Annotated in this window: 19 protein-coding genes; all 19 read right to left on the bottom strand. The window is 27.8% G+C overall.

The genetic code is table 11. The features are described from left to right. Positions 1-210: 210 nt before the first annotated feature. On the bottom strand, positions 211-834 hold the full coding sequence (locus AC1XWJ_RS01005; RefSeq protein WP_483333941.1) for an MBL fold metallo-hydrolase: 624 nt from the start codon (positions 832-834) through the stop codon (positions 211-213). 110 nt (positions 835-944) lie between these two features. After that, positions 945-1,604, bottom strand: a complete 660-nt coding sequence (gene deoC, locus AC1XWJ_RS01000) for a deoxyribose-phosphate aldolase (protein WP_483333940.1) — start codon at positions 1,602-1,604, stop codon at positions 945-947. A gap of 13 nt (positions 1,605-1,617) precedes the next feature. After that, positions 1,618-2,922 carry a thymidine phosphorylase gene (locus AC1XWJ_RS00995; protein WP_483333938.1) on the bottom strand — a complete coding sequence of 435 codons (1,305 nt, stop codon included), beginning with the start codon at positions 2,920-2,922 and terminating at the stop codon, positions 1,618-1,620. A gap of 83 nt (positions 2,923-3,005) precedes the next feature. Continuing rightward, complete coding sequence (locus AC1XWJ_RS00990; RefSeq protein ID WP_483333937.1) at positions 3,006-3,545, bottom strand: hypothetical protein; 540 nt, start codon at positions 3,543-3,545, stop codon at positions 3,006-3,008. A gap of 17 nt (positions 3,546-3,562) precedes the next feature. Continuing rightward, entirely contained in the window at positions 3,563-3,883 is a 321-nt protein-coding gene (locus AC1XWJ_RS00985) for a hypothetical protein (protein ID WP_483333935.1), read from the bottom strand. A 4-nt stretch (positions 3,884-3,887) separates the two neighbouring features. Next, complete coding sequence (locus tag AC1XWJ_RS00980) at positions 3,888-4,307, bottom strand: hypothetical protein (protein WP_483333933.1); 420 nt, start codon at positions 4,305-4,307, stop codon at positions 3,888-3,890. A 20-nt stretch (positions 4,308-4,327) separates the two neighbouring features. Next, complete coding sequence (gene floA / locus AC1XWJ_RS00975; RefSeq protein ID WP_483333932.1) at positions 4,328-5,317, bottom strand: flotillin-like protein FloA; 990 nt, start codon at positions 5,315-5,317, stop codon at positions 4,328-4,330. Positions 5,318-5,333: 16 nt separating this feature from the next. Further along, on the bottom strand, positions 5,334-5,966 hold the full coding sequence (locus AC1XWJ_RS00970; RefSeq protein ID WP_483333930.1) for an NfeD family protein: 633 nt from the start codon (positions 5,964-5,966) through the stop codon (positions 5,334-5,336). Positions 5,967-5,979: 13 nt separating this feature from the next. Further along, positions 5,980-6,699 carry an MBL fold metallo-hydrolase gene (locus AC1XWJ_RS00965; protein WP_483333929.1) on the bottom strand — a complete coding sequence of 240 codons (720 nt, stop codon included), beginning with the start codon at positions 6,697-6,699 and terminating at the stop codon, positions 5,980-5,982. Between the two features lie 110 nt (positions 6,700-6,809). Continuing rightward, on the bottom strand, positions 6,810-8,024 hold the full coding sequence (gene glyA / locus AC1XWJ_RS00960; protein WP_483333927.1) for a serine hydroxymethyltransferase: 1,215 nt from the start codon (positions 8,022-8,024) through the stop codon (positions 6,810-6,812). A 128-nt stretch (positions 8,025-8,152) separates the two neighbouring features. Then, the gene (ptsP, locus tag AC1XWJ_RS00955) at positions 8,153-9,865 is read right to left on the bottom strand and encodes a phosphoenolpyruvate--protein phosphotransferase (RefSeq protein WP_483333925.1); all 1,713 of its coding nucleotides are present in this window, start codon (positions 9,863-9,865) and stop codon (positions 8,153-8,155) included. Position 9,866: 1 nt separating this feature from the next. Next, a complete protein-coding gene (locus AC1XWJ_RS00950; protein ID WP_483333924.1) occupies positions 9,867-10,130 on the bottom strand; it encodes a phosphocarrier protein HPr in 264 nt (87 codons plus the stop codon). Positions 10,131-10,377: 247 nt separating this feature from the next. After that, positions 10,378-11,142 carry an epoxyqueuosine reductase QueH gene (locus AC1XWJ_RS00945; RefSeq protein WP_483333923.1) on the bottom strand — a complete coding sequence of 255 codons (765 nt, stop codon included), beginning with the start codon at positions 11,140-11,142 and terminating at the stop codon, positions 10,378-10,380. A 13-nt stretch (positions 11,143-11,155) separates the two neighbouring features. Further along, the gene (gene ruvB / locus AC1XWJ_RS00940; protein ID WP_483333922.1) at positions 11,156-12,157 is read right to left on the bottom strand and encodes a Holliday junction branch migration DNA helicase RuvB; all 1,002 of its coding nucleotides are present in this window, start codon (positions 12,155-12,157) and stop codon (positions 11,156-11,158) included. Positions 12,158-12,178: 21 nt separating this feature from the next. After that, entirely contained in the window at positions 12,179-12,751 is a 573-nt protein-coding gene (gene ruvA / locus AC1XWJ_RS00935) for a Holliday junction branch migration protein RuvA (protein ID WP_483333920.1), read from the bottom strand. Positions 12,752-12,787: 36 nt separating this feature from the next. Then, positions 12,788-13,441 (bottom strand): glutamate racemase, encoded by a 654-nt coding sequence (locus AC1XWJ_RS00930; protein WP_483333919.1) that lies wholly within the window; start codon positions 13,439-13,441, stop codon positions 12,788-12,790. Positions 13,442-13,469: 28 nt separating this feature from the next. Further along, positions 13,470-14,039 (bottom strand): hypothetical protein, encoded by a 570-nt coding sequence (locus AC1XWJ_RS00925; RefSeq protein ID WP_483333917.1) that lies wholly within the window; start codon positions 14,037-14,039, stop codon positions 13,470-13,472. A gap of 11 nt (positions 14,040-14,050) precedes the next feature. Then, positions 14,051-14,608, bottom strand: a complete 558-nt coding sequence (locus tag AC1XWJ_RS00920) for a GNAT family N-acetyltransferase (protein ID WP_483333915.1) — start codon at positions 14,606-14,608, stop codon at positions 14,051-14,053. A 113-nt stretch (positions 14,609-14,721) separates the two neighbouring features. Further along, the gene (locus AC1XWJ_RS00915) at positions 14,722-17,301 is read right to left on the bottom strand and encodes an ATP-dependent Clp protease ATP-binding subunit (protein WP_483333914.1); all 2,580 of its coding nucleotides are present in this window, start codon (positions 17,299-17,301) and stop codon (positions 14,722-14,724) included. Positions 17,302-17,440: the final 139 nt, after the last annotated feature.

The following is a 17,440-nucleotide window of genomic DNA, read 5'->3' as shown; positions in this document are numbered from 1 at the left end:
AAAAAAATTACTCTGCATTTTTTTATAAAGAATACAGTATATTAATGATTCAATTAACATTAAAGTATAAAACAAATATAATACGTATATTAAAAATTTATTATCAAATATTTTTGTTAAAAAGAAAAATACAAGTAATGATATTAAAAAATACAACAATCTTTTAGTTAAATAATATAAAATATTAATATCTCTATAATATTTCATAGCTTATATTAATCCTAAATCACGTTCTTTTCTAATCGTTGTAGGATATCCATGCCCAGAATATACAATTTTATCTCCATCTAATTTAAACAGAACATTGTGCAATGAATTTTTTAATTCTTCATAGTTTGAACCAGGTAGATCATATCTCCCATAACCTCCATTAAATAAAGCATCACCTACTACTATAAAATCGCCAAAATCAAATGACAAGCCCCCGGGCGAATGACCAGGTGTCGGCAAAACTTTAAATGTCATACCAGCTAATGTATAATCTTTATAATTTTCAAATTCAAATTCTGCCTTATCTGTAACTATTTCTTCCCTTAAACCAAACGTATAGGATAAATTTAATTCTCCAGATTCTAGCCAATCATTCTCTTTTGGAGAAATATAAACAGGCACACCGTACACTTTTCTACATTCATCAACACTTGCTATATGATCAAAGTGTGCGTGGGTCAAAATTATAGCTTCTATGTCCACCTCTAATCTATTAATTGTTCTTTCAATTCTTTTGAATCCTGCTCCTGGATCAACTATAATTCCTCTGCCATCTTTATAAATTATATAGCAATTTTCTTCTACCATATCAGTAATTATTCGTTCTACTTTTATTTCTGCCATATCATCATCCCTCCTTACAAACTTATTATACTACTTTTTATAAAAAAAATAAATGTAAGGGGTTAAAAAAGATATAGTTATTATAAAATAACTATATCTTTTAATTTATATTAATAACCTGAACCTTCTGTTCCTTCTATTATAGCTATACCTGAGCTTGTTCCAAGTCTTTCTGCGCCTAATTCTATATATTTTTCGGCAGTTTCTTTATCTCTTACTCCTCCACTTGCTTTAACTTTAGCATTATTTCCTACAACTTTTTTCATTAGTTTTACATCTTCATAAGTTGCTCCTCCACTTCCAAAACCAGTAGAAGTTTTTACAAAATCTGCTTTAGCATTTAATGATAACTCACAAGCCTTAATTTTTTCATCATCAGTCAAATAGCAAGTTTCAATAATGACTTTTAATACATTGTTGCCTATAGCTTCTTTTATTTCACGTATCTCATTTTCGACATAATTATAATCACCTTCTTTAAGACGTGCCACATTGATAACCATATCTATTTCACTAGCTCCATTTTCAATAGCTTCTTTAGCTTCGAAAACTTTTGCAGTTGTAGTCATTGCTCCTAATGGAAATCCTACAACAGATGCTACTTTAACATCTGTTCCTAATAATAAATTATAACATTCCTTAACATTACTTCCATTTACACAAACACTAAAAAAATTATATTTTTTCGCTTCTTCACAAAGAATTTTTATTTCGTCCTTAGTTGTCGTAGCTTTTAAAACTGTATGATCTATATATCTATTAATATTCATTATTATTTATCTCCTATTCAATTATTTCTAAAATATTTTTTTTATTTTCTACTTTTTTGTCAGTGAGAATATAGGCATCTAGTACCATTTTTTTACTTGTCTCAACATTTTTGTCATCATTATATTGAATCTCTACTAAAACATCACCTTTATCAACAAAATCTCCAACTTTTTTATGCATTGTAATTCCTACTGCATAATCAATTACATCTTCTTTTGTTTCTCGTCCTGCTCCAATAATCATTGCGGCTTTTCCTATATTTTCTGCTCTTATACTGCTAACATAACCAGAATGTTCACTAACAACTTTAACCTTATTTTTAGCAATAGGTAGTAGTGTATAATCATCAACTATATTTTCGTTAGCACCACTCATTCTTAAAAATTTTTTCATATTATCCAAAGCTATTCCATCTTCTATAACTTTATCAATAATTTGTTCTGCTTCTTTAAAATTGCTAACTTCACCTTTATTTTTTAATGCTAAGTATACTAAAGTATATACTATCTCTTTTAAATCGTCAGACCAATTTCCAGATAGTGCTTCTATTCCTTCAATAATCTCATTAGCATTACCTACATTTATTCCTAAAGGTTCTTCCATATTAGTTAGTACTGCTATAGTTTTTCTTCCTAAGGAATTACCTATACTTACCATTCTTCTTGACAACTCTCTAGCATCTTCTATAGTTTTCATAAATGCACCATCTCCAACTTTTACATCAAGTATTATTAAGTCAGATTGAACTGCCAACTTTTTACTCATAATACTACTAGCTATTAATGGAATGCTATCTACTGTAGCAGTCACATCTCTTAATGAGTAAAGTTTTTTATCCAAAGGAACTATTTTGTCACTATATCCCATAATACCAACACCTGTTTCATTAGCAATACTAACTAATTCATCTTTATTATTAGAAAATTTGAAATTAGCTATAGATTCAAATTTATCTATAGTCCCTCCAGTATGTCCTAATCCTTTACCTGAAAGTTTAGTTGTTGCCATTCCAACAGCTGCTAACAATGGCCCTAGCACTACTGTTACTTTATCGCCTACTCCTCCTGTAGAATGTTTATCTACGAGATATTTCTTCATATTTTTAAAAAATATAGTATCACCAGAATCTCTCATTTTCAATGTAAAATAAGCTAATTCTTCATCAGTCATACCATTGAAATATACTGCCATTAAAAAAGCGCTCATTTGATAATCTGGAACATTTCCTACTAAATAGTTATCTAATAAAAAATCTAATTCTTCATTAGATAATGTTGATCCCTTCTTTTTACTATCAATTAAATCAACAATTCTCATAATTATCTCCTTAAATTTTTTTATATTATACACTAAATTATATCACATTTAATAGATATAAGATAGTCCTTTATTAAAAATGTTTATAGGCAATATAATCGTTTTAAACTATGTTTTTTATCTTCTAAATATATATTATTTGAAATTTCTTTTATTTCTAAATATTTTTCTGTTTTTAATAAAAACATTAATTCATTAAATGATTTTTTAGAATATACTAATTTTCCTCTTATATTATATGCTTTATAACCTAAAATAATAAGTACATAAGATAAAAAAACAAAATCTAATCTATATAATATTAAAATAGCTGACAAAACAATAAATGGTAATACTAAAACATCAAATTTAATTATTAAAAACATTGTAATCAACAGAAAAAATAAAAAATATCTAATATCTATTATACTAACATTAGATATTTCTTTACCATCACAAACAAAAATATTAGTTTTACTCCATATAAATATCCATATTAAAAACAAAATGCTCAATAAAATTAAAATTACTGATATAAATATCATTGTCAAATTCATAAAAATAATATTATAAAATAGCATAAACAAATAGAGTGGCAAAAATGAATATGTACAATAACCTATATAGTTATATAATCTATTCATAATACCACTCCTTTTAATTACCTTTTACTTTTTGGTTTTTTCAATATTTCTGAAAAAATAATATCATTAATTAATTGTGAACTAGAAATTGTATAATCATTATCTTTTAAAATTTGTCGTTCTTTATCTACAAAAATTTTTCGATTAGGTCTTTTTTCTACCATATCAATGGTCTTAGATATATCATTAGATGTTTTATAATTTTTTTGTTTATTATCTACAACTACCTTTTTTTTCTTTTTAATTTTTTTACTATTACTTTTATCTTTCTTAAAATTAGAATAAATCTGATATATACTCAAGATAAAAAGTATTGTGCCCCAGCTAATATTAAACATATAACTACCTCCTATTCTTTCTTTCAATATATTCAGTAGTTATCAATCCTCGAATAATATTTTTTTGATTAAAAACTAAATTTATATTTTTATCTTTAATAATTTGCTTTCTATGCTTAAGATTCATATCATCTTTATAGTTTCTCAAACTATCAGTAAGACCTTGTATTTCTTTGGATTGCTTTTTGATTGTAGAAATTAAGTCTTTTTGGAGTTTTATATTTTCATCATTTAACTCGTTTTTATTTGTAGATTTAATATCCTTAATTCTTTTAATAACTTCTTCTCTTAATTGTTCTAATTTAATTTGTTCATTATTACTAAGTTTCTTTTTGTATTTATTACTATCACTAAAGTAAATACTAGCAATAGTTATCGCTATTATTATGATTATTGGGAATATAGAGAATAATAAAAGGTTCATTACTATTCCTCCCTATTTAATTATTTGTTTTCTTGTTCTTCTGATTGTGACATACGTTTTATAGAATCACGCATTCCTGTATCTGCCTCTAAGTTTTTGTAATTCATATAATCCATAACACCTAAATTTCCTTCTCTAAATGCTTTTGCCATAGCTAATGGTAGTTCTGCTTCAGCTTCTACTACTTTAGCGCGCATTTCTTGAATACGAGCTTTCATCTCTTGCTCTTGGGCTACCGCCATAGCTCGACGTTGTTCTGCTTTAGCTTGAGCAATATTTTTGTCTGCAATGGCTTGTTCTGTTTGAAGATTAGCTCCTATATTTTGTCCAATATCAACATCTAAAATATCAATCGATAAGATCTCAAAAGCTGTACCTGCATCTAATCCTTTGTCTAAAATTGTTTTTGAAATTCTATCAGGATTTTCCAAAACTACAGTATGAGACTCGGAAGACCCTATTGTCGAAACAATACCTTCTCCTACACGAGCTATAACTGTATCTTCTCCAGCTCCCCCTACCAATCTTTCGATATTAGCTCTAACTGTAATCCTAGCTTTTGCTTTTACTTCAATACCGTTTATTGCTACCCCAGCAATATAAGGTGTTTCAATTACTTTTGGATTAACACTCATTTGAACTGCTTGTAAAACATCTCTACCTGCTAAATCTATTGCAGCACATCTTTCAAATGATAAACTTACAATATTAGCTCTATGAGCCGCTATTAATGCATTAATAACTCTGTCTACATTTCCTCCGGCTAAATAATGGCTTTCTAACTGATTAATAGTAACCTCTAAACCAGCTTTATGAGCTTTAATCATAGGATTAATTACTCTACTAGGTACAACACGTCTTAATCTCATACCAACTAATGTGAAAATACTCACTTTAACACCTGCAGCTATGGCACTAATCCATAGCCCTAATGGGAAGAAAGTGAAAAATATCGATAACACTATTATTATTACAATAATAGAAATTCCTAAAAAAATTGCTTCTGGCATATAATCATCTCCTTATTTATATTTTTTGTACAATTATCCTCATACCTTCTACATGTGTAACAATCAAATTACTACCTTTATTTATAAATTCCCCTTCGGTAACAACATCATACTTAACGTTATTGTATGTTGCTGTTCCAGATGGTCTAAGGTCTGTAAATGCTACTAGTTCTTTCCCTAATAAGTCTAATTGACTTTCTTTAGCGACATAACCTTGTGCTGTAGAAATAGAATCAGACAAAACCAACTTATTTAGTAAAATTAATTTATTTTTAAACACATAAACATTTATTAAAAATAAAAATACGAATGCAATTATAGAACTTAGTATAATAAACGTAATAGTTTGAGTTTCTTTATTTATAGCTATTATTGATGATACTACTGTAATTATTCCTATAGTACCTATAATCCCCCCAGGCATAAACATCTCTAATACAATTAAAGATAATCCACCAAAGAATAACAACAACACAAATATATTAATACCTTCTTGTAAAATATGTAAAGCTATATATAGCGTTAAACTCAAAATACTAGTAATTCCATAAAAATTAAATTTTTTTGAAAATAGTTGTTGACAAAAGGTTAATGACATTACAATTAGTAACAGCCAATCTACATATATTAAAGTATTTATTAAATTCATCTATTACACCTCCCTAAATTTTATTATATTCGTCTTCTAAATAGCTGATTAGCTCCTGCTTGGAAATAATATTTCCGTGTCCAGGTATAGCATATTCAAAGTCTATATCGTTTATAAAGTTTATATAATCATATAGTTTAGCTTTATCAAAAGATAAAGGTACAGTTTTATAGCTTTTACTATGGCTATCTCCTAAGAATAGTAATTTTTCACTTTTTACGTATATCAATAATGCATCATCAGAATGAGAATTATCATTATTATAAAAATATACTAATAAATTTCCGAGATTCATACTAAAATCTCCATATTTTTTTATATTAGGTATCCTAATATTTATGTCATCAATATTAGGATAAACTTTTTTTAGAACATCTACACTGTATTGAGTATCTATATTATTTCTAATACGTCCTGAGATGCTAGCAGAATCCCAATTCCATTTTGACATTTCTAATAGATAATCATTTGTCTTAACACTAGAAATAATAGGTAAATCAGTATAAGCAGCTCCAAAACTATGATCCCAATGATGATGTGTCAATATTACATACGTAGGATGTGGTAATTTTTCTTTTTTTAATTCGTCAAAAAATAATTTTACTTGTTCTTTACTATTACCTGCATCTATCATTATAGAAAAATTTTCTCCTCTTATGTAACCAATAGCCGGTTCTAAATAAGTAAATCTATGCTTAGTATAGTAAACTTTATCAGAAAATTTGTATAACATTAAAACATACTCCTCAATGCTATACTTAATTATATCATATAAAAATATATCAGTAAAGCATTTTCATTTTTCGTACTTTAGATTTAATTTATAAAATATTAGTTGAAATTTTATGAATTATTTTTTCTTGTAGTAAGCTCTAAAACTTTTTCTTTTGTATCTTCTATTAATTTATCTCCTTCTCTTAATAAATTACAAATTAGTTCAGCTATGTATCTAAAATCATCTTCATTGTATCCTTTAGTTGTCATAGCAGGACTTCCTAGACGTAGACCACTAGTTTTCATTGGTGGTAGCGTATCAAAAGGAATACCATTTTTATTACAAGTTATTCCAACCTTACTAAGTAATAAACTAGCATCATGTCCATTTATACCTAATGTTGAATATGTATCTATTAAACATAAATGATTATCTGTTCCACCACTGATGACAGGAATATTATTCTTTCTAAATACCTCAACCATAGCAGTTATATTTTTTAATACTTGTTTTTGATAATTTCTAAAGTCTGAACTTAATGCTTCTTTAAAGCATACTGCTTTAGCTGCAATTATATTCTCTAAAGGTCCTCCTTGTATTCCTGGAAAAATTACTTTATTTACTTTTTTAGCTATTTCCTCATCATTAGTTAAAATTATTCCTCCACGTGGCCCTCTTAAAGTTTTGTGTGTTGTAGAAGTAATTACATGTGCATAGGGCACTGGATCTTCATGTAATCCTGTTGCTACTAATCCTGCTATATGAGCCATATCAACTAATAAATACGCTCCAATTTCATCAGCTATTTCTCTAAATATTTTAAAATTAATTGTTCTAGGATATGCACTTGCTCCAGCAATAATTAACTTTGGCTTGTGTTCTAAAGCTAATTTTCTTACATTATCGTAATCTATAGTATGCGTATCTTTTGTAACTCCATACGAAACATTATTATAAATTTTTCCAGAGAAATTAACTTTACTACCGTGAGTAAGATGTCCACCTGCATCCATACTCATACCTAAAACTGTATCGCCAGTATTTAATAACGCCATATAGACAGCCATATTAGCACTTGAACCAGAATGAGGTTGCACATTAGCATATTTTACATTAAATAATTCTTTTAGTCTCTCTATAGCAAGTGTTTCTATTTCGTCAATATACTCACAGCCATCATAATATCTTTTTCCAGGATATCCTTCTGCATACTTATTAGTTAAAATACTTCCCGTTACTTTCAAAATATCATCCGAAACAAAATTTTCACTGGCAATTAATTCAATATTAGTCTCTTGACGCACTCTTTCCTTATCTAAAATATCAAAAATTTCTTTATCCATTTATTTTCCTCCTAAAAAACAATTATATAAAATATATTATAACAAAATAGATCATAATATGATATTATAATTGATTTTTCTTAAAATAAAAAATAAACTTAGGAATTAATACCTAAGTTTATTTTTTATTATTTAGTATATTCCTCTACTAGTTCTAATACTTCTTCAGTAGTAGAACACTCAATAGCTTTTTCTACTAATTCTTTCATTTTTGGAACTTCTAAGTTTTTAATCTGACTTCTTGCTTGTAATATAGAAGTTGCTGACATTGAGAATTCATCTAATCCCATTCCTAAAAGTAATGGAATAGCTAATGGATCTCCTCCCATTTCTCCACACATTCCAGTCCATTTACCCTCTTTGTGTGATGCTTCTATGACATTTTTAATTAAACGTAATATAGCAGGGTTATACGGTTGATATAAGTAAGCAACTTTCTCACTCATACGATCTGCTGCCATAGTATATTGAACAAGGTCATTCGTTCCTATCGAGAAGAAGTCTACTTCTTTTGCAAATAAGTCCGCTATCACTGCAGTTGACGGAATTTCTACCATTATACCTAATTCAATATCATCACTTACAGGTATTCCTTCTGCAACAAGTTTTTCTTTTTCTTCTAAGAACAATGCTTTAGCAGAACGAAATTCTTGCAATGTTGCTATCATAGGGAACATTACACAAAGTTTACCGTACACAGATGAACGTAATAATGCTCTTAGTTGTGTTCTAAATAAATCTGTTTTGTCTAAACAAAGTCTTATAGCTCTATATCCTAAAAATGGGTTCATTTCTTTTGGTAAATCTAAGTAAGGTAATTCTTTATCTCCACCTATATCAAGTGTACGAACTACTACTGGTTTATCTCCCATACCTTCTAAAACAGCTTTATAAGCCTCAAACTGTTCTTCTTCTGTAGGTAGTTGATCTCTTCCCATATATAAGAATTCTGTTCTATATAGACCTACTGCTTCTCCACCATTATTTTTTACACCTTCTAAATCTGCTGGTGTTCCAATATTAGCTGCTAAAATAACTTCGTGACCATCTTTACTCACAGTTTTCTCAGTTAACAATTTAGCCCATTCAGCTTTTTTCGCTTCAAATTCTGCTAATTTTTGTTTATATTCTGTAACTACTTCCTCTGATGGATTAACGACTAAAATTCCGTCTAAACCATCTATTATTAAGTTATCTCCATTACTTACTTGCTCCGTTATATTACCTGTTCCTACTACAGCTGGAATTTCTAAAGAGCGTGCCATAATAGCAGAGTGAGAAGTTCTTCCTCCTATGTTTGTTGCAAAACCTTTAACAAATTGTTTGTTAAGTTGCGCAGTGTCAGAAGGTGTTAAATCTTCAGCAATAACTATAACTTCTTCGTCAATTAAGCTAGGATTTGGTAAATCTACACCTAATAAATGAGCTAGTACTCTCTTAGATACATCTCGTATATCAGCAGCACGTTCTTTCATATATTCATTATCCATAGCTTCAAACATAGATACAAACATATCAGAAGTTTCTTTTAATGCATATTCAGCATTAATTTCTTTAGATTCTATGTCTGTTCTTACAGTTCCTATAAATTCCGGATCATCTAAAATTAATAGATGTGCTTCAAAAATTGCAGCTTTATCGGCTCCTAAGTTTTCTAATGCTTTATCTTTAATTATACTTAATTCTTTTTTTGATACCTCTACCGCTGAATCAAATTTTGCAACTTCTTCTGCAACATTAGAAATCTTTCTTTCTGTTATAGAAAGATTAGGTTCAACAAAAATATATGCTTTCGCAAAAGATATACCTTGTGATGCGGCAATACCTTTCAATTCTAACATATTAGATTAATCCTTCTTTCTTCATTGTTTCTTCGATTGCATTCATAGCTTCTTCTGCATCACTTCCATCTGTATAAATAACTATATCTGCATCTTTTCCAACACCAAGGCTCATAACTCCCATTATTGATTTCAGGTTAACTTTACGTCCTTTAAATTCTAACTCTATAGTAGATTCAAATTTAGAAGCAGCTTGTACCAAAAGCGTAGCTGGTCTAGCGTGGATTCCTGTTTCATCTATTACTTTGTATTCTCTTTTTAACATAGTGTTATTCTCCTTTAATATTAAATATTGTACATTGTTATAATAGCACATGACTGCGATATTTACAAGTGTTTTATAATGATTTCATTACTAGTATAAACTGTTTGTTACCACTTTCTTTTTTAATATTACTTTATTATAATGTGATTATGAAAATTTATTATGAAAACAAAATATTATATACTTAAACAGTAATTTAATATTAATAATAACTTTATTTTGAAAATTTTATTTTCAACGCATAGTTTTACAATAATTTTGTTCCTGTTTTCAATAAAGATTTATATTTTGCATAATCTTTATGTTGTATATTGTGTTCCTTAGCATTTTTATTAATTTCTTTGAAATCGATACCTTGATCTTTAGCAGCGAATACACATCCACAGTAGCATTGTCTATAAATATTGTAATCTTCACACATTTCAATAGAGCGTTTATAACCATTATTTTTTTTAAAATCAGATGGTAAGTAAAAGACTTCTATTTTTTCTTGTAATTCGTATCCACTCTCATTAATAATCTGTGCATTTTTTTTAGGACTTAAAGTTAATGCTGATGCAAAATAATCATATCCTAACTCATAGGCTTTTTTTGCTGCAGAATCAAGACGCATTTCATAACAAATATGACATCTCTCTCCACCTTCTCTTTCATTCTCATATCCTTTTACAGCTTTTACAAACTTACTAGGAGAATATTCATCAGCTATAAATTTAATTTTTGTAGCATTTCTCTCATTAAATTCTTCTATAAAATCTTTTTGTACTAACATACGTTTGATGTATTCTTCTTTAGGATGAATATTAGAATTTGAGAAAAAAATAGTTATATCACTTATTTCTGACAAATATTCCAAAACATAAGTACTACAAGGAGCGCAACAAGAATGTATTAATAATTTAGGCTTTATTTCTTGTTTTTGCCACTCTTTAATTAATTCTTTAAGTACATTATCATAATTTATTTTTTGATTTTTATGCCTTGTATTTATAAATTGTTTGCTATCTATCATTCACTGCTCCTTTCTATATAATTTTATAATCAACCCCTAAATGAGCATATGCTTTCGCTGTTGCTTTTCTTCCTCTTGGAGTTCTTTCTATAAATCCTTCTTTAACTAAATAAGGCTCATAGACATCTTCGATAGTTATACTTTCTTCTCCTATTGTTATCGCAATAGTTTCTAATCCTACTGCTCTTCCTTCATATCTTTTTACTAAACATTCCAATATCTTATAATCAATATTGTCTAATCCACTAGAATCTACTTGTAATAAGTTAAGAGAAGATATGGCTATTTCTTCATTAATTAATCCTGCATTTTTTACCTGAGCAAAATCTCTAACTCTTTTTAGAAGTCTGTTAGCAATTCTAGGGGTTCCTCTTGATCTCATAGCTATTTGGTATGTACTACCTTCATTTATATTACATCCATAAATGTTAGCACTACGAGCTAATATTGTTTGTAAATCAGATATTTCATAAAATTCTAGACGGCAGTGTACTCCAAATCTATCCCTAAGTGGTGCTGTCAATGCTCCTGCTCTCGTTGTAGCACCTATTAAAGTAAATGGTGGCAGTTCTATCCTTATACTTCTTGATTCCTCTCCTTTTCCTATTACTATATCTAAACAAAAATCTTCCATAGCAGAATATAATATTTCTTCAATAGCCCTATTAATTCTATGAATTTCATCAATAAATAGAACATCTCCTGGTTCTAAACTTGTAAGTATAGTTGCCAAATCTCCTGATTTTTCTATTGCTGGCCCTGAAGTATACCTTATATTAACATTCATTTCATTGGCTATTATAGTAGCAAGAGTTGTCTTTCCTAACCCAGGTGGTCCATAAATTAAGCAATGATCCAATACTTCATTTCTAAGTTTTGCCGCTTCTATAAATATTTTCAAATTTTCCTTTATTTGTTCTTGACCTATATATTGATCTAAATATTGTGGACGTAAGCTTTGTTCTTGAGGTTCTTCATCATTATTTTGATTATTTGATAGTATTCTTTCTTCCATAATACCTCCATATATATTATATTATTTGGTTAATAACTTTAATCCAACCTTTACATATTCATCCGCTTTATTATAATTGTATGTAGCCAATTGTTTTTCTATTTTAGTTAGCTCTTTTTTTGTGAATCCTAGTGCTTCTAACGCCAACATAGCATCTTCCAAAATAGGATTGTTTTTCTTACTCATACTATTAATATTTATAAAGTCAATTTTTCCTTGCAAATCAAGGATTATTTGCTGAGCAGATTTCTTTCCAATTCCAGGAAATTTAGTCATATAGGTTACATCAGAGCTATTTATAGCTTGTATAATTTCTTCGCTATTAGCTCCCGCTAAAATTGCTAATGCACTTTTGGGACCTACTCCTTTTACTTTAAGTAGTAATAAAAACACTTTTTTTTGATTTTTAGTTTGAAATCCATACAAAGTATTAGAATCTTCTCTTACTTGCTGACTAATATAAACAGTAGTTTCTTCATCTAATTTATATTCATAAGGATTAGCTACAATTAATTCATATCCTATTCCATTATTGTCTATAACTACGTTATTAGGGTTTATTTCCCTCACATATCCTCTTATATAAGCGTACATAAAATCTCCTCACATAAAAATTATATTTGCAATTTTCTACTTTCTTTTTAACAGTTCTAGCATATAACAAGTAGGATCAACAATTTCTACACTTTTTGACAATTTTTGAGATAATTCGTTAGCTATATATGGAAAATGTGTACATCCTAAAATAACTTTCTCAACTGCTAAGCTATTAATATATTCTGCTAAAAAATCAAAATTAAACTTTTCTGAAATTATATTAGAATTTTTTCCTAATTCAATATCTCTAACCATATCAAGCATAGTTATTCCCACAATATTAATGTTCTCATTAACTTCAAACATGACTTTCTCTATACCGGCTAATCCTTGAGCATTAGCACTTAATACTACTACATTTTTTATATCTTTAGCTAGATTTCTATAAATATGAAGTGGTGTAATAATATTTATATTATACTTTTTTGCTAATTTGTCAAAATCTACAGAAGCACTCAATGAATTACAATATACAAAAAGATTGGTACAATCCTGTTCTATTATGTATTTTATATGACTACTAATAATCTTTTCTTTATACTCTGAAGTAGATATTTGAAATAAAGTTTGCTCGTTAGGTGTTTTTGTATTTTCAATAACTATTAAATCGTTATAATTATTTTCTTTTAAAATATTTACACCCATTTGTGTATCTTTAGCTGTTCCTGCAATTACAGCTATTTTCATAATATCACTCCCATCTTATCTGTATTTACTAAAATTTTTTCTTAGGATGCTTATCTACAATATCAGAATTATTAGCTAATGCTCTTCTTCCTTTATCTGTTAGAGAATATCCTACCACATTTATATACTCAGATAATTCTTCTTCTGAAAAATTATCTTTAATAGATTTATGAACATCATCTTTCTTCATTTTTGAAATTCCTGTTATATTTTTAGTTTTTAAAATATTCTTCAAAACTGCCATTGTCGTATGTTCTAGAGAATCTTTTATATTATTTATTGTAACATATCCATTTTTTACCAATAATTCTAAATTATATGGAGCATCTATACCATAACTATATTCAAAATATTTTGGATACATTCCCGGTTTTATACTATCCGTAGTAAAAGTGCCAAAATCTATTCTCCACAAGAGAATTATATCTCCTGCTATTAAACCTTCTGTTGTTATTTCCATATTTTTTTTAGGTACTAACTTACTTTTAGAAAGCTCTACTTCTTTTAACCATTTTTCCAAATCTCTACTAGGAGATATAAATGGCATTACTTCATAATCTTCATAATATTTTTTTACTTTATCTTCTAAATTCTTCATTTTTACCTCTTTTAATTAAATCTAATCTTTAAATCATTTATATTCTTTATATCTTTCATATTTTTATTATGTTGTAAAATAGATTTTTCATACCAAACTACATCATACCAATTATTAAACTTATATCCTACTCTTCTGAAATGTGCTACTTTTTCATATCCATATTTTTTATGAAAAATTTCACTTTGTTCATTTGGATAAGTAATACACGATGTTATATTAACAATATTTTGTTCGTATAAAATTTCTTCTAATTTAGTATAAAGTAACTTACCTACTCCAGAATTTACGTTTCTTCTATCTACATAAATAGATAATTCTACAGTATAATCATAAGCTTTTCTGTCTTTAAAAGTATTAACATATGCATAACCTATTATAGTATTACCTTTTTGAGCAACTAAAAAAGGATATGTTTTGGTTATTTTATTAATTCTATCTTTAAACTCATTAACAGTAGGCGTTATATAATCAAAAGTTATAGCAGTGTTTTCTACATAATAATCATAAATATCTAGTAACTGTTGTGCATCATCTTCTCTTACAAAACGCAATGTAACATTTTCCATTTTATACCTCTAACAAAATTTTATTTAATTATAACATAAAAAATAAAAATTAAATAACTTTCAACTTAACAAATAAAAAAGGTTTTAACTTAATAAAACCTTTTTACAAATATCTATTTAATATTTATTATTAACTTATCATTATAATCAAGATTAATTGTTGAATTGTCTTCTATACCCTGCTTAATAATTTCTATAGCAAGTTCATTTTCTATGTTACTTTGAATAAATCTCTTCAATGGTCTAGCTCCAAATTTCATATCATATCCTCCAGTAGCTATCCAATCAATAACATTTTCAGTATAAGTAAGATTAACATTTTGTTTTTCTAATCTTAGAACTAATTCTGATAAAAGTTTTTTAGTTATATCTTTAATATTATTTTCAGATAATGGTTTAAATATTATAATATCATCCATACGATTTAATATTTCTGGCTTGAAATATCCATAAAGTTGATTAATTACATTTTTTCTCGTTTCTTCTGTAATTTCTCCGTCATTAGCCTCTTCTAATAAATTCATAGATCCGATATTTGATGTCATTATTATAATTGTATTTTTGAAATCAACTACTACTCCTTTAGAATCTGTTAATGTACCTTCATCTAATAGTTGTAACAAGATATTAAATACATCTGTATGAGCTTTTTCTACTTCATCCAATAATATTATGCTGTATGGATTTCTACGAACACTTTCTGTCAGTTGACCACCTTCTTCATAACCTACATATCCCGGAGGAGCTCCTATTAATCTACTAACAGAATGTTTCTCCATATATTCACTCATATCTATTCTAACAATATTTTTTTCGTCATCAAAAAGATTAAGTGCTAAAGCTTTTGCTAATTCTGTTTTACCTACTCCAGTAGGCCCTAAGAATAAGAAACTTCCTATAGGTCTATTAGGATCAGAAATCCCAGCTCTAGAACGAAGTATAGCATTAGTAACACTATTCACAGCTTCATCTTGTCCTATTACTTTCTTATGTAGTGCAAATGATAGATTAAGTAATTTCTCTTTTTCTGTTTCTACTAATCTAGTAACTGGAATTCCGGTTACTTGACTTACTATATAACCTATTTCGTCTTCTGTTACTTCTTGTTTTAACAATTTATAATCATCTTCTTTTGCATTTTCTTCTAATTCTAATAATTCTGCTTCTAATTTTGGTAGTACTGAATATTTAAGCTCTGATGCTAATTCCAAATCATAATTATTTTCTGCTCTTTCTAATTCTAATTTTTTACTATCTATATCAGATCTCAATTTACTAATTTTAGATATTTTTTCTTTTTCTTTATCGACTTGCAGTTGAAGATATGATTGTTCTTCTCGCAAACTAGCTAGTTCTTCAATGAGATTTTCTAAACGTTTTTTGGATACTTCATCAGTTTCTGATTTCAATGCTTTTTCTTCTATTTCTAATTGCATAACTTTTCTATTAATAATATCTAACTCTTCGGGATTCGACGAATTTTCTGTCTTTATTGTAGCGCAAGCTTGATCTATTAAATCAATGGCTTTATCTGGTAAAAATCTATCCGTTATATATCTATTAGAAAGTTCTGCAGCATCTACTATGGCTCTATCTGAAATTTTTACGCCATGATAAACCTCAAATCTTTCTTTTAAACCGCGTAAAATAGAAATTGTATCCTCAACTGTCGGTTCTTTTACTAATACTTTTTGGAATCTTCTTTCTAATGCTGAATCTTTTTCAATATAATTTCTATATTCATTTAATGTTGTAGCACCAATACAATGTAATTCTCCTCTAGCTAGCATTGGCTTCAATATATTTCCTGCGTCCATGGCACCATCTGTTTTACCAGCACCAACTAACATATGAATTTCATCAATAAATAAAATTATATTCCCTTCTTTTTCTTTAATTTCTTTTAGTACTGCTTTTAAACGTTCTTCAAACTCACCTCTGTATTTAGCTCCAGCTACTAAACTAGTTAAATCCAATTCAAATATAATCTTATTTTTTAATTCTTCTGGTACATCCCCTTTAACTATTCTTTGAGCTAGTGCTTCTACTATTGCTGTTTTACCTACACCCGGTTCCCCTATTAAAACAGGATTATTTTTAGTTTTTCTTGATAAAATTCTTATTACATTTCTAATTTCATCATCTCTACCAATAACAGGATCTATCTTTCCTAATTTAACCTCTGATACTAAATCACGTCCATATTTTTCTAATACTTCATAGCTATTTTCTGGATTTTCATTCATAACTTTTTTGCCTCCTCTAATATCATCAATGACTTTTGTCAATTTTTCCAATGTTGTTACATTATCTAAATTATTTTTAAAAATACTGTTAGTTATATAACTAGCTAATAACAAGTGTTCACAAGAAATAAACTTATCTTCATACTTATCTTTTAGTTTATTGGCTTCTTGCATTAAGTTATTAGCATCATTACTTATATAAGAACCATAGCTTATATTATCACCAACTACTGAATTTATTTTTCTCATTTCATTATCTAATTCAGACAAGAGTTTTTCTTTGTTAACATTAATTCTTGTCAGAATATCACTATACAAATTAATATTTTTAGTAGCTTCATAAATTATCATTTCACTTGTTATACTTTGACTTTTTAATTCTATTGCTTTTTGTTGTGCCTTTGACAAAATTTCTTTGACACTATTAGTTAAACTATTTATATCCATAATTAACCTCCAATATAGTCAATTTTGTTTTGACCTTTTTTGACTATAAAAATATTATACACCTTTTGACCAATTTTGACAATAGTTTTTTTAAAAAATTTTACTTTAAATAAAAAAAATGTTAGAATAACAATCTAGA

It is taken from the genome of Gemelliphila sp. 1F1 (assembly GCF_056897515.1).
The sequence above is the reverse complement of the archived record's forward strand: the minus strand, read 5'-3'. Positions and strand labels throughout refer to the sequence as shown.

What these genes read in the sequence shown, in the direction of transcription:
- AC1XWJ_RS01005 (WP_483333941.1), bottom strand. Translation starts at nt 834, where the DNA reads ATGGCAGAAATAAAAGTAGAACGAATAATTACTGATATGGTAGAAGAA.
- deoC (WP_483333940.1), bottom strand. Translation starts at nt 1,604, where the DNA reads ATGAATATTAATAGATATATAGATCATACAGTTTTAAAAGCTACGACA.
- AC1XWJ_RS00995 (WP_483333938.1), bottom strand. Translation starts at nt 2,922, where the DNA reads ATGAGAATTGTTGATTTAATTGATAGTAAAAAGAAGGGATCAACATTA.
- AC1XWJ_RS00990 (WP_483333937.1), bottom strand. Translation starts at nt 3,545, where the DNA reads ATGAATAGATTATATAACTATATAGGTTATTGTACATATTCATTTTTG.
- AC1XWJ_RS00985 (WP_483333935.1), bottom strand. Translation starts at nt 3,883, where the DNA reads ATGTTTAATATTAGCTGGGGCACAATACTTTTTATCTTGAGTATATAT.
- AC1XWJ_RS00980 (WP_483333933.1), bottom strand. Translation starts at nt 4,307, where the DNA reads ATGAACCTTTTATTATTCTCTATATTCCCAATAATCATAATAATAGCG.
- floA (WP_483333932.1), bottom strand. Translation starts at nt 5,317, where the DNA reads ATGCCAGAAGCAATTTTTTTAGGAATTTCTATTATTGTAATAATAATA.
- AC1XWJ_RS00970 (WP_483333930.1), bottom strand. Translation starts at nt 5,966, where the DNA reads ATGAATTTAATAAATACTTTAATATATGTAGATTGGCTGTTACTAATT.
- AC1XWJ_RS00965 (WP_483333929.1), bottom strand. Translation starts at nt 6,699, where the DNA reads ATGTTATACAAATTTTCTGATAAAGTTTACTATACTAAGCATAGATTT.
- glyA (WP_483333927.1), bottom strand. Translation starts at nt 8,024, where the DNA reads ATGGATAAAGAAATTTTTGATATTTTAGATAAGGAAAGAGTGCGTCAA.
- ptsP (WP_483333925.1), bottom strand. Translation starts at nt 9,865, where the DNA reads ATGTTAGAATTGAAAGGTATTGCCGCATCACAAGGTATATCTTTTGCG.
- AC1XWJ_RS00950 (WP_483333924.1), bottom strand. Translation starts at nt 10,130, where the DNA reads ATGTTAAAAAGAGAATACAAAGTAATAGATGAAACAGGAATCCACGCT.
- AC1XWJ_RS00945 (WP_483333923.1), bottom strand. Translation starts at nt 11,142, where the DNA reads ATGATAGATAGCAAACAATTTATAAATACAAGGCATAAAAATCAAAAA.
- ruvB (WP_483333922.1), bottom strand. Translation starts at nt 12,157, where the DNA reads ATGGAAGAAAGAATACTATCAAATAATCAAAATAATGATGAAGAACCT.
- ruvA (WP_483333920.1), bottom strand. Translation starts at nt 12,751, where the DNA reads ATGTACGCTTATATAAGAGGATATGTGAGGGAAATAAACCCTAATAAC.
- AC1XWJ_RS00930 (WP_483333919.1), bottom strand. Translation starts at nt 13,441, where the DNA reads ATGAAAATAGCTGTAATTGCAGGAACAGCTAAAGATACACAAATGGGT.
- AC1XWJ_RS00925 (WP_483333917.1), bottom strand. Translation starts at nt 14,039, where the DNA reads ATGAAGAATTTAGAAGATAAAGTAAAAAAATATTATGAAGATTATGAA.
- AC1XWJ_RS00920 (WP_483333915.1), bottom strand. Translation starts at nt 14,608, where the DNA reads ATGGAAAATGTTACATTGCGTTTTGTAAGAGAAGATGATGCACAACAG.
- AC1XWJ_RS00915 (WP_483333914.1), bottom strand. Translation starts at nt 17,301, where the DNA reads ATGGATATAAATAGTTTAACTAATAGTGTCAAAGAAATTTTGTCAAAG.